Origin of the sequence: Marinobacter sp. (assembly GCF_040882185.1) — a bacterium.
In the GTDB taxonomy this organism is placed as follows: Bacteria; Pseudomonadota; Gammaproteobacteria; order Pseudomonadales; family Oleiphilaceae; genus Marinobacter.
On the sequence record NZ_JBBEBW010000016.1, the window covers coordinates 56,092 to 68,810 of the forward strand.

At 54.7% G+C, this 12,719-nt stretch carries 11 protein-coding genes; all 11 read right to left on the reverse strand.

What is annotated here, in order from left to right:
- Positions 1-2 precede the first annotated feature (2 nt).
- Positions 3-2,612 carry a DNA translocase FtsK gene (locus WEB64_RS09415; protein ID WP_368058686.1) on the reverse strand — a complete coding sequence of 870 codons (2,610 nt, stop codon included), beginning with the start codon at positions 2,610-2,612 and terminating at the stop codon, positions 3-5.
- A 75-nt stretch (positions 2,613-2,687) separates the two neighbouring features.
- The gene (locus WEB64_RS09420; protein ID WP_368058688.1) at positions 2,688-3,911 is read right to left on the reverse strand and encodes an O-succinylhomoserine sulfhydrylase; all 1,224 of its coding nucleotides are present in this window, start codon (positions 3,909-3,911) and stop codon (positions 2,688-2,690) included.
- An 11-nt stretch (positions 3,912-3,922) separates the two neighbouring features.
- On the reverse strand, positions 3,923-5,452 hold the full coding sequence (gene purF / locus WEB64_RS09425) for an amidophosphoribosyltransferase (protein WP_368058690.1): 1,530 nt from the start codon (positions 5,450-5,452) through the stop codon (positions 3,923-3,925).
- 35 nt (positions 5,453-5,487) lie between these two features.
- Complete coding sequence (locus tag WEB64_RS09430; protein WP_368058692.1) at positions 5,488-6,033, reverse strand: CvpA family protein; 546 nt, start codon at positions 6,031-6,033, stop codon at positions 5,488-5,490.
- 86 nt (positions 6,034-6,119) lie between these two features.
- The gene (locus tag WEB64_RS09435; RefSeq protein WP_368058694.1) at positions 6,120-6,764 is read right to left on the reverse strand and encodes an SPOR domain-containing protein; all 645 of its coding nucleotides are present in this window, start codon (positions 6,762-6,764) and stop codon (positions 6,120-6,122) included.
- Between the two features lie 142 nt (positions 6,765-6,906).
- Positions 6,907-8,211, reverse strand: a complete 1,305-nt coding sequence (gene folC / locus WEB64_RS09440) for a bifunctional tetrahydrofolate synthase/dihydrofolate synthase (protein ID WP_368058696.1) — start codon at positions 8,209-8,211, stop codon at positions 6,907-6,909.
- Complete coding sequence (gene accD / locus WEB64_RS09445; RefSeq protein ID WP_368058698.1) at positions 8,195-9,121, reverse strand: acetyl-CoA carboxylase, carboxyltransferase subunit beta; 927 nt, start codon at positions 9,119-9,121, stop codon at positions 8,195-8,197. The genes folC and accD overlap by 17 nt, the downstream gene beginning before the upstream one ends.
- A 50-nt stretch (positions 9,122-9,171) precedes the next feature.
- Entirely contained in the window at positions 9,172-9,984 is an 813-nt protein-coding gene (trpA, locus tag WEB64_RS09450; protein ID WP_368058700.1) for a tryptophan synthase subunit alpha, read from the reverse strand.
- Between the two features lie 29 nt (positions 9,985-10,013).
- Positions 10,014-11,210 (reverse strand): tryptophan synthase subunit beta, encoded by a 1,197-nt coding sequence (gene trpB / locus WEB64_RS09455; protein WP_368058770.1) that lies wholly within the window; start codon positions 11,208-11,210, stop codon positions 10,014-10,016.
- A 4-nt stretch (positions 11,211-11,214) separates the two neighbouring features.
- Positions 11,215-11,844: a phosphoribosylanthranilate isomerase gene (locus WEB64_RS09460; protein WP_368058702.1), complete on the reverse strand. Its 630-nt coding sequence runs from the start codon at positions 11,842-11,844 to the stop codon at positions 11,215-11,217.
- On the reverse strand, positions 11,841-12,683 hold the full coding sequence (gene truA, locus WEB64_RS09465) for a tRNA pseudouridine(38-40) synthase TruA (protein ID WP_368058772.1): 843 nt from the start codon (positions 12,681-12,683) through the stop codon (positions 11,841-11,843). Before truA ends, WEB64_RS09460 begins: the two co-directional genes overlap by 4 nt.
- Positions 12,684-12,719: the final 36 nt, after the last annotated feature.

Genomic DNA, 12,719 nt, shown 5'->3' on the forward strand with positions numbered 1-12,719 from the left:
TCCTAATCTCTCGGTGGTGGCGGTGCCAGAACTTCCCGGGCGCCATTATGACCGGCTGAGCTGACGACACCTGAAGCCTCCATGGCCTCCACCAGATTGGCAGCTCGGTTGTAGCCGATCTTGAATTTACGCTGTACTGATGAAATCGAAACCCGACGGCCCTCAGTCACAAACGCTACGGCTTCATCAAACAGTGCGTCAGCTTCATTGTCGCCACCTTCGGACAGGGTAGGTACGCCGGGTAAATGTTCACCTTCCGCGCCATTAAGTATGTCGTCCACGAATACCGGCTCACCTCGCGCCTTCCAGGCACTGACCACCCTATGCACCTCGTCATCATCTACAAACGCGCCATGGACACGAACCGGAAGTCCTGAGCCCGGCGGTAGATAAAGCATGTCGCCATGGCCCAGTAATTGTTCGGCGCCACCCTGATCCAGTACAGTCCGGGAATCAATTTTGGACGACACCTGGAACGATATACGGGTCGGAATATTGGCCTTGATCAAGCCGGTGATAACATCCACAGAGGGACGCTGAGTCGCCAATATCAAGTGAATACCGGCTGCCCGGGCCTTTTGCGCAATCCGCGCGATCAACTCCTCAACCTTTTTGCCGACGATCATCATCATGTCAGCAAATTCGTCGATCACCACCACAATAAAGGGTAATGTTTCGAGCTCAGGCCGGAACTGCTCTTCACTGTCGAGGTATTCATCGGGCTTCCAGAACGGATCCATCAAAGGCTCTCCGGCTTCCTGGGCATCCCTGACCTTACGGTTATATCCCGCGAGATTGCGCACGCCCAGGTTCGCCATCAGCTTGTAACGACGTTCCATTTCAGCGACGCACCACCGGAGGGCATTGGCCGCTTCTTTCATGTCTGTGACGACCGGAGCCAGCAAATGGGGTATGCCATCGTAGATACTCAGTTCGAGCATCTTCGGGTCCACCATGATAAAGCGCACTTCTTCTGGCGTCGCTTTCAGCAGCATACTGAGGATCATCGCGTTCACACCGACGGATTTACCCGAACCGGTCGTACCTGCAACCAGCAGGTGGGGCATCTTTGAAAGGTTGGCAACCATTGGATTGCCACCGATATCGTTGCCCAGGGCCAGCGTCAATGCCGACGATGATTCCTGGAAAACCTTGGAAATCAACACTTCGCTCAAGCGAACCATTTCCCGTTCTTCGTTCGGAATCTCGATGCCGACAACCGATTTACCGGGGATTACCTCAACCACACGCACACTGAGCACCGCCAGTGACCGAGCCAGATCCTTGGCGAGGTTGGAAATGCGGCTGACCTTCACCCCGGCAGCTGGTTTGATCTCAAAACGGGTAATCACCGGGCCCGGATTGACCTCGACTACTTCCACCGACACGCCGAAATCGGCAAGCTTCTCCTCAAGCAGCCGCGACATATGCTCAAGCGATTCTTCTGAGTAGCCTTTTTCCTTGTGTTCTTCAGGCGGGTCCAGCAACGAAATCGGAGGTATTTCGCTTTCTATATCGTCGAACAGGGAAGGCTGCGATTCACCTTTCGGTGCTTTTTGTGTTTCATCCCGCTTGAACGGTGAAATCTTGAGCGATTTTGACACCACGCCCGCAGCCTTGGCAGGTTTACCGGAACCATTAGTGGTATTTACTGGCCTCGACTCATAGACATCAGACTCTTTTGCTTCCCTTGAGGAGAAGCTTTCGATGCGGGCTGGCTCTTCACCGTGGGCTGCCACCCCATCAAAGCCGGGCTCTTTTCGTGGCTTTGGTGGCTCGTCTGCTTTTTTGGCTTTTCCGATACCGAACAAGCGCTGCCACCATTTGGCCTTCTCCCCTGCCCCGGACACCCGATCATTGACCAACGGCGGTTGTGGTTTCGTCGAGGAGGATTTTGGTGGCAGCCGGGCTGACAGGTCCTGCTGGGGTGTTGACGATTTGGGATCAGGCCTGGTTTCTCTTTCTGGGGGGGTTGGCGAGAACATGGCTCGAGCAGTTTCAAGGCTTCGAATCGTCCAGGCGCCTACCCGACCCATCAAATGGAACCACGAAAGCCCGAGCGCAACCGTCAAAGCAAATAGGAAAATAGCGACTAACAGCAACGTGGTGGCAGGTAAATTAAACAGGCGCACCATTGCTTCGGAGACTTCTACCCCCAGCACCCCGCCAGAGGAGGCCTCTAGACCCAGCACGGAATACAGGGATAACAGGCTTGAGGCGGACAACAGTATTAACAGGAAACCGCCGAATCGCACCATGAACAGTGGCCAGTGCAGGTCCAATGGCTCATGACGAAGGCGCACAAGCATCAGTGCATAACCGGCAATCATCACAGGGAACAGGAAAGCAACGTGCCCGAAGAAGTCCATCATCAGGCTCGCCAGCCAGGCGCCCGTACGTCCGGCATAGTTGGAAACCTGAGTTTCGTGGCCGATACTGGCCCAGCCCGGATCGCTACTGCTAAACGTCAGCAGTGCCATACTCAGATATATACACAGGGCCACCAGCGCAATCACGGCGCCTTCCCGTGCACCTTGAGCGACGAGACGGCGAAAGCGCTGTTGTTTTTCAGTCAGTTCGGGCGTCTTATTCGCCTTTTTTGGCTCAGCCATGAATGCTCAGATATTCCCTTGCTTTTCGATTTAGCCTGAAAACCCGCGTACTGCCCTGACTTCCAGAGTCACACATCACTTGGCCAGGGCTGCGAGCCCGCGTTCCAGATCAACCTTGATATCATCTATCGACTCGATGCCCACGGAAATCCTGACGAGGTTATCGGTAATGCCTGCGCTGGCCTTGTCTTCCGGCGACAAACGACCGTGAGTCGTGGTGCCGGGGTGGGTGATCGTTGTTTTTACGTCGCCCAGATTTGCGGTGATAGAAATCAAGCGGGTAGCGTCAATAAAAGCCCAGGCTGCCTCGCGCTCACCCTTGACCGTAAACGAAAGCACGCCGCCAAAACCGCTTTGCTGCCGCGCCGCCAGCTCGTACTGTGGGTGACTTTTAAGGCCAGCATAGAACACCCGCTCAATGCCCGGTTGCTGTTCCAACCATACCGCCAACCCTAACGCATTGTCACAGTGAGCGCGCATACGAATCGGTAAGGTTTCCAGACCCTTAAGAAAAACCCAGGCGTTAAATGGACTCATGGTCGGGCCCGCTGACCGGAGAAATCCGTACACCTCTTCCATCAGGTTATTGGGGCCTACCACAGCGCCGCCAACACATCGCCCCTGCCCGTCGAGATACTTGGTTGCCGAATGAATGATAATATCCGCACCAAACTCAAAAGGGCGCTGCAGTACCGGGGTGCAAAAGCAGTTATCCACCACAAACAACGCATCATTTGCTTTGGCCAGGGCGGAGAGTGCCGTCATATCCGCCACTTCGCACAACGGATTGGAGGGGGTTTCAATAAACAGCATTCTGGTTTCAGGGCGCACGGCGGATTGCCAGGCGCTCATATCAGTCAATGAAACAAAAGTCGTTTCGAGACCAAATTTGGCCATGTACTTCTGGAACAACACATTGGTCGTCCCAAAAACTCCCCTTGAACAAATGACATGATCACCGCTTTTCAGCAACGCCATGCAAGTGGCCAGGATCGCTGCCATCCCGGAAGAAGTAGCCACAGCTCGGTCACCGCCTTCCATCGCCGCGATCCTGGCTTCAAACGCCTGGACCGTCGGATTGGTAAATCGGGAGTAGATATTACCGGGTTCATCACCGGAAAAGCGCGCTGCGGCCTGGGCGGCGCTGCCGTATACAAAGCTGGAGGTGGGAAATATAGCATCGCTATGTTCAAGCTGACCGGTCCTGATCTGGCCCGCACGGACAGCGAGTGTATCCACCGAGACACCTTCAAGATCTGATTCCGGGATCCAGTTATGTTCTTCACGACGGTAAGTCATAAATCAGTGCCTCAGTCTTCGTCGTTATAAAGGTCAATAATACCGTTGTCGCTATCCATATCCTGTCCGGCGTTATTCTTCGACTGGTTGTCGTCACAACGCTGCGCTTCCAGGCGATCCAGGTAGGCCTTGTCGATATCACCGGTGACGTAATCGCCATCAAAAACGGAGCATTCCCACCGTTCGATCTCGGGATTAACGTCGCTGACTGAGGAAATCAGGTCTTCAAGATCCTGGTACAACAGCCAATCCGCACCAATCAGCGTCTGGATTTCCTCAATACTACGATCATGGGCTATCAGTTCGCTGGCTGCCGGCATATCGATACCATAGACATTCGGATACCGAACCGGGGGGGCGGCGGATGCAAAGTAAACCTTGCGGGCACCGGCGTCCCGAGCCATCTGCACAATTTCCTTACAGGTCGTGCCCCGGACGATTGAATCATCCACCAACATCACGTTCTTACCTCTGAACTCCAGATCGATGGGGTTCAGCTTCTGGCGCACAGACTTCTTGCGAAGCGTCTGGCCCGGCATGATGAACGTACGGCCGATGTAGCGGTTCTTGATGAAGCCTTCGCGGAATTTGACCCCCAACCGGTGCGCCATTTGCATCGCGGAGGTCCGGCTGGTGTCTGGAATGGGCATCACCACGTCGATATCGTGGTTCGGTCGCTCTCTGAGAACTTTTTCTGCCAGTGTCTCACCCATTCTCAGACGGGCCTTGTAGACCGACACTTTATCGATGATGGAGTCCGGACGGGCAAAATAAACGTGCTCGAAGATACACGGGATCAGGTGTGGGTCCTCGGCGCATTGCTCGGTGTACAATGTACCATCGGTCTCAATGTACACCGCTTCCCCCGGCGCAATGTCGCGTACCAGTGTAAATCCGGCTGCGCTGAGCGCCACGCTTTCGGAAGCTATCATGAACTCTTCTCCGGCTTCGGTCTTGCGAACTCCATAACAAGCCGGACGAATACCTTTCGGGTCACGAAAACCGACAATGCCGTAACCGGTAATCATCGCAATAACCGCGTAGGCACCGCGACAACGCTGATGAACCGATCGGACTGCCGCAAAAATTTCATCTTTGGTCGGGTCAAGCTTGCCTTGCTTTTGCAGCTCATGAGCAAAAACGTTGAGCAGAACTTCAGAGTCGGAATTGGTGTTGATATGGCGCAAATCGGTACGAAACAGGTCTCGACTGAGGTCGTCTGCGTTGGTCAGATTGCCGTTATGGGCCAACGTTATACCGTAAGGGCTATTAACATAGAAAGGTTGCGCTTCGGCCGAGCTGGAGCTGCCAGCGGTCGGATAACGCACGTGCCCGATACCTACATTACCCACCAGGCGCCGCATATGGCGAGTTCGGAATACATCCCGGACCAGACCGTTATCTTTCCTCAGGAAAAAACGCTCATCCTGAAACGTCACTATACCCGCTGCATCCTGGCCCCGGTGTTGTAAAACCGTCAACGCATCGTAGAGCGTCTGATTCACGTTGGTGGTACTGACAATGCCGACTATTCCACACATGGATGATGCATTCTCCAGAGCATTAAAACTGAGTATTATCGAGACGACGTTTCAGACGCTGCCCCGTCAGGCTCACTGGACGACGCTGGCCCCAGAAGCCGGCCGAATTCGTCTCCCAGTGTACGGCGTGACCAGTCTTCGACTACAGCCAGACGTTCAATCATTATGGATGTGCGCCACCAGGTATCCTCTGACAACGGTGTATAGCGAGTAAAAGCAATCGCAACAATCACGACGACAACGCCCCTGAGCAAACCAAAACCCATACCCAGAACGCGATCAGTCGCCGTAAGGCCTGTTGCCCGAACGAGATGGCCAATCATGTTATTAATGATCGCCCCGACAATCAGTGTACCGAAAAACAGGATGGCAAAGGCGGCGATCAGGCGCACCATGGGTGTTTCTACGGTGTTTTCGAGCAACGACTGCATCTGGGGGTGAAAGGTGCGGGCCAGAATGAACGCAGCGACCCAGGTTACCAGCGAGAGCGCCTCTTTGATAAAGCCGCGTTTAAGACTGATAAGTGTGGATACCGCGATCACGGCGATAATGACCCAATCAATCCAGATCAGCGCATTCATGAGCAACTCAGTGGCAAAACAAGAGCGCGAATTCTATCAGGAAACCCGGTCACACCAAACAGGTAAAGGGGAAAGTCCGAAGCCAATCAATTTCCGGACGTAACAAGGCCATTTACACCGAATTCGGCATCCAGTGCCTTTTTTGCTTTCTCGGCATCACTTTTTTCAGAGTAAGGACCAGAGAATACCCGAGTAAAGGTGGTATCACCCCGTTCGATCCGCTGGGTGTGGGAGTCATAGCCTTTTTCGCGCACGTTATCACGGAGACGGCGTGCGTTATCAGCGTTACCAAAACTACCCAACTGGACCACCCACGCACCTTCGAGAGAGCGAGTGAACTCTTCAGACTCAGTCTCCTGCGCAGGTTCCGAGCTTGGCTCGGATGGCGATGGTTGCGGCGCCGGGGTTTCAGGCGGCTCCGGTTCTGAATCGGGAATGCTGACGGAGGGTTGAGGCGAGTCCATTGCCTCCCGCTCGGCTGGCGCCAACTCGGAATCAGGTGTCGGCTGTTCAAACACAGGATTTGCAGAAGGTTCTTCCAGACGGTAGGAAGGCGCGTCTTCATCAAGTACGGGGGGCGCCTCTACTTCCGGAAACGGTGGTTCCTCAGGAATATCGATGACGCGAGACGAACGTTCAGTGTGTGGCTCATCAAAAAGCATTGGCACAAAAATAACTGCCAGTGAGACCAGAACCACAGCCCCGATTACCCGTTGCTTGAGTCCATCCACGTTAACTGCTCCTCCCGTAAATTCCACCGTCCGAAAACCGGACGACCTGACTGACAACCTGACCGGATACTAACCGGCGACAGGCAATAACTCAAAAGTCCGACCGATCCATGACTGATCTTTAATACCATTACACCCGCTCTCAAAGGACATTCAGGTGCTTTCTGGCCTGGGAAACGGTAAAAAACGACCCGAACACAATCACGATATCTTTCACACCCGCCTGCGCCAATGCAAGATCCAGTGCCTCGCTCACAGTGTTGGAAACAGTATATGCCCCATGACCCGGTAAGACTTTTTGTAGCCGTTCTGCTAGCCCAACGGCATCCACTCCCCTGGCAACCGAAAGACCGCCCGGCATCCAATGGTCTACCACGCCTCTCAGGGCTGATACCACACCTTGGGAGTCTTTATCAGTGAGACACCCGTAAACAGCGAATATCTTGGTACCTTCCGCTTTCAACGACTCTAATCTTCCAGCCAGCCAACGAGCAGCATGAGGATTGTGGCCAACATCAGCGTACACCGTGGGCGATGCGTGAATCAGCTCAAAGCGACCCGGCATGCGCACTGCCTGGAGGCTATCACTGATAATCTGGTCAGTAATGTCGGGCTGCAGCAGACACGCAGCCCGAACAGCAGCAGCCACGGACGTTTCTGGCAACGGGCTTTGGGGAACCTGAATGCAACGACCTGACGCCTTCAGATCGACCAGCAGGCCGGGCGCGCCCTGAGCAATCGTATAATCCGTGCCGTATCTCAGCAATGGCACTTTCTGGGCAGTGGCCTGCTGCAGCACAGAACTGGGAGGGTCCACATCAGCATAAATTGCGGGCTTTCCGAACCGCAGAATACCAGCTTTCTCAAACCCAATGGTCTCGCGATCTGTACCGAGCCACGCGGTATGGTCGATGTCGACAGAGGTGATGATGGCAAGCTCGGCGTCAAGTACATTGACTGCGTCCAGACGCCCACCCAGCCCGACTTCCAGAATCCAGTCTTCAACACCGTGGGATTCCATGATCAGAAAGGCTGCCAGAGTACTGAATTCGAAATACGTCAGGGAGACCTTGCGACGGGCCGCATCGATAGCCTCGAAAGCAGTGATAATCTCTCCGTCATCGACCTCTACGCCGTTGATCCGTATGCGTTCGTTGTAACGACTGAGATGGGGTGAGGTGTAGGCTCCCGTAGTCCGCCCTGCTCCCTGTAAAAGAGCTTCCAGGCAAGTAACCGTACTGCCCTTGCCATTGGTGCCCGCAACGGTGATAACCCGACCCTTGATCGGCCCGGCAAAGAGGCGCCGCAACACCACAAGTACGCGGTCCAGGCCAAGATCAATTTCTGACGGATGAACGGCTTCCAGATAAGCGAGCCATTGCTCCAGAGAAGCGCCCGTAGCCGGTGCAACCGGGAGTGGTTCGCTGAGATCAGGCTTCCGGGGCATCGACGTCCGGTTTCTCCGATACTTCAAATTCAATGGGCGCTTCTTCAGCTGGCTTTTCCTGGCCAGTGAATTTCGCCAGTACTGCCGCTATCCGCTCTCGCATTTTGTGACGATGCAGAATCATATCGATAGCGCCGTGCTCCAGGAGGAATTCACTGCGTTGGAAGCCCTCTGGCAGTTTTTCGCGAACTGTCTGCTCGATAACCCGGGGGCCGGCGAAACCAATAAGCGCATTCGGTTCCGCGATGTTCAGATCACCCAGCATGGCAAGGCTGGCCGAAACACCGCCGAAAACCGGATCCGTGAGCACCGAAATGTAAGGGATGCCTTCCTGCTTCATGCGCTCCAATACCGCAGCGGTTTTGGACATCTGCATCAGCGACAGAATGGCTTCCTGCATCCGGGCACCGCCGCTGGCAGAGAAACAGACCAGCGGTATACGCTCTTCCAATGCAATATTGGCGGCACGCACGAACTTTTCACCGACCACCTGGCCCATGGAGCCACCCATGAAATTAAATTCGAAGGAACAGGCGACCAGCGGCACCCCGAGCGTAGCGCCCCGGATAACCACCAGGGCGTCTTTCTCGCCGGTAGCTTTCTGCGCTTGGGCGAGACGCTCCTTATAGCGCTTTGTATCTTTGAATTTCAGGCGATCCCAGGGTTCCAGATCCGAGGCAATCTCTTCCCGACCATCTTCGTCGAGAAAAATATCGAGGCGTCGACGCGCCGTCACCCGCATGTGATGATTGCACTTCGGACAAACATCAAGGTTCTTGTCCAGCTCCGGCTTATAGAGAAAAGCCCCACACTTGGGACATTTCTTCCACAGCCCTTCGGGCACGCTGGTGCGCTGTTTGGATTCCGAGCGAATCATGCTCGGCATAATCTTGTCCAGCCAGTTACTCATGATGTCATCCTGTCCTTTGATGCTTGCCAGTCAGAGCGTGTGATGCTGAATCAGGAGGCAAGTCCGTCCAGCGCGTTACGCATGGGATGCAGAAGGTCCGTCAAGGCTCGCTTGAGCTGTTCGGAATCGTTCTGATTTCGGGCTATTGTATCGACCAGAACGCTACCGACAATTACACCATCGGATACCCGTCCAACCGCAGCGGCTGTCTCCGCATCGCGAATGCCGAAGCCGACAGCCACTGGAAGCGCTGTCAGTTCGTGAATATGCTTAACCTTGGCAGCGACCTCTTCCACATTGATATTGGAAGCGCCGGTCACGCCCTTAAAAGAAACATAGTACACATAACCGGAGGAGTGCTCGCTGATTGCGCGAATTCTTTCATCAGTGGTCGTTGGAGCAAGCAGGAAAATAGCGTCCAGATGACGCTCCGTAAACAACGGAGCCACCTGATCTGCTTCTTCTGGTGGCAAGTCTACGGTAAGAATGCCATCAACACCGGAGGCAACTGCCGAATCTGCAAACGCTTCGAACCCCATGGCTTCCATCGGATTGAGATACCCCATCAGTACCACCGGGGTCTTGTCGTCGGTTTCCCGGAATGTCTTTACCATACCCAGCACCTGACGCAAAGACGTACCGTGAACGAGCGCACGCTCACACGCACGCTGGATAACCGGTCCATCCGCCATAGGGTCGGAAAACGGCACCCCGAGCTCAATAATATCGGCACCGGCGGCCACCAGCGTGTGCATCAAACCAACCGTTTGCTCCGGCGCCGGGTCACCGGCGGTTATGAAAGGAATCAGTGCCTTGCGACCCCGGTCTTTCAATGCATTCATCACGCCTTCAATTCGACTCATGCCTGCTCCTCTATCGTTGGCAATCCGTATTAAAGCTCAATACCGTCGAGTTGAGCCACGGTGTGAATGTCTTTGTCCCCTCGCCCGGAAATATTGATGACGACAATCTTGTCCTTGTCCATATCCGCTGCCAGCTTCATGGTATATGCCACGGCGTGGGCAGTTTCGAGGGCGGGCATAATGCCTTCGATTCGAGTCAGTTTGCGGAAACCATCCAGCGCTTCGTCATCAGTAACAGACACGTACTGCGCCCGGCCGATGTCTTTCAGCCAGCTATGCTCTGGCCCCACTCCAGGATAATCAAGACCAGCACTGACAGAATGAGTACCGGCAATCTGACCGTTTTCATCCTCCATCAGATAGGTTCGGTTTCCGTGTAATACACCCGGGCGACCAGCAGACAGAGGCGCTGCGTGTTTTCCGGTTTCAATGCCGAGACCGCCAGCCTCTACACCGTAGAATTCCACAGACTCATCGGTAAAAAACGGATAGAACATACCGATAGCATTAGAGCCACCACCGACACAGGCGACCAGGGCATCGGGCAATTTGCCCGCCTGTTCAAGGCACTGCGCTCGGGTTTCACGTCCAATGACCGCCTGGAAATCTCTTACCAACAGTGGATATGGATGGGGGCCTGCAACGGTTCCAATAATGTAGAAAGTATCATCTACGTTGGTCACCCAGTCACGCATGGCGTCGTTCATGGCATCTTTGAGGGTGCGGGTACCACTGGTTACAGGGTGGACCTGAGCACCGAGCAGCTTCATCCTGAAGACGTTCAATGATTGGCGCTGTACATCTTCAGCGCCCATAAAAACGTGACACTCGAGCCCCAGACGCGCGCACACAGTGGCGGTGGCGACACCGTGCTGCCCGGCGCCCGTCTCTGCGATCACGCGTTTTTTACCCAAAAAGCTGGCCAGCAGAGCCTGCCCGATGGTGTTATTGATCTTGTGAGCGCCGGTATGGTTAAGATCTTCACGTTTCAGCCAAATCTGCGCACCGCCCACAACCCTGGTCAGCCTCTCGGCAAAATACAACGGGCTCGGTCGGCCCACATAGTGAGCCAGGTCGTAATCAAACTGGGCCTGAAACTCCGGATCTTTCTTCAACCTGAGATACTCTTTCTCGAGGGTCATCAGAGAGTCCATCAAGGTTTCCGACACGAATCGCCCGCCGTAATCACCGAAGTGGCCGCGGGTGTCAGGCAGCATTGCCAGCATATCTTCAGTCAGTTTTATCGACACGGTGAACCTCTCTCAAAAAATTATTCATGCGAGCGACATCTTTGATGCCTTTCTCGCGCTCAACACCACCACTTACATCGACTGCCCACGGCCTGACCTGCTCTATAGCGCGGGCTACATTATCAGAGTCCAACCCACCGGCCAAGATAAGCGGCAGTGGGCGCTCTGCAGGAATCAGAGTCCAGTCAAAACCTTTTCCCGTACCGCCGTAACGTTGAGGGTCGTATGCATCCACCAGAATCCCTGCTGCTTTTCGGTAAGTATCAAAGGCGTTCACAATATCGGCCTCTGACTGAACCCGTACCGCCTTGATCCAGCGCCGGCCAAACTGATGGCAGAATTCAGGGGGCTCGTCACCGTGAAACTGCAGGGTATCCAACGGCACTTGCGCCAATACGCCTTCGATAAAAGCTTTTGTCGGATTCACAAACAACCCCACCACATTCACAAAAGCGGGTACTGAACGAGCGATTTCAGACGCGACCGAAGGAGTCACTGCTCTTGGGCTGGGATCGTAAAACACCAGCCCGATGGCGTCGACTCCGCCTTCCGCCGCCGCGCGTGCGTCATGTACCGTGGTGATGCCGCATATTTTGGTACGAACCGTCATCCGTTTTCGCTCATAAAGTCATTCTGCCATGGGCGCACGAACCCCGGGCCCGGGTGGCTTTTGGGAACGCCGAAGTGATCAGGGTAACCTACATCAACCAGATAAAGCCCATCTGGCGGCGCTGTTACACCCGCCAACTTGCGGTCTCTTCCCGTAAGTATCTCACGAATCCAGTGTTCCGGTCGCTTGCCGGAACCCACCGCCATCAATGCACCGGCAATGTTCCGGACCATGTGGTGAAGAAAGGCATTGGCCTTCACATCCAGGACCAGATAGTCGCCGTGACGACTGACTGCAATGGAGTCGAGTCGGCGGTTCGGTGTTCTCGACTGACACCCGGCGGCTCTGAAAGCCGAGAAATCATGTTCTCCGAGCAACACCTGAGCGGCATTATTCATGACTTCGGCGTTGAGTGGGCGGAATGTCCAGGAAACCTGCTTCCTGAGAATGCCCGGGCGCACTTCATGATTGAAAATAATATACCGGTAGCGCCGATAAATAGCCGAAAAACGGGCATGAAAATCTTCAGGCACGGCGCCGGCCCAATGCACCGATACAGCTGGCGGCAACCCGGTATTGATGCCCATCACCCAGGCCCGCATATCCCGTACCGAAGGTGTATCAAAATGAACAACCTGATAACTTGCATGCACTCCGGCGTCTGTGCGCCCCGCACAGACCAACTCCACCGGATGGTCTGCCACCTTGGATATAGCCTTTACCAGAGCGCCCTCTATGGACGGGATGCCTGATTTCTGAAATTGCCAGCCATGGTAGCCAGCACCATCGTACTCGAATGCCAGGGCAACACGGCCGCTACCTATCGGAGTATCGGTCATTAATTTGAGCGGAGTCTGAAACAAGAGGTCTACCGG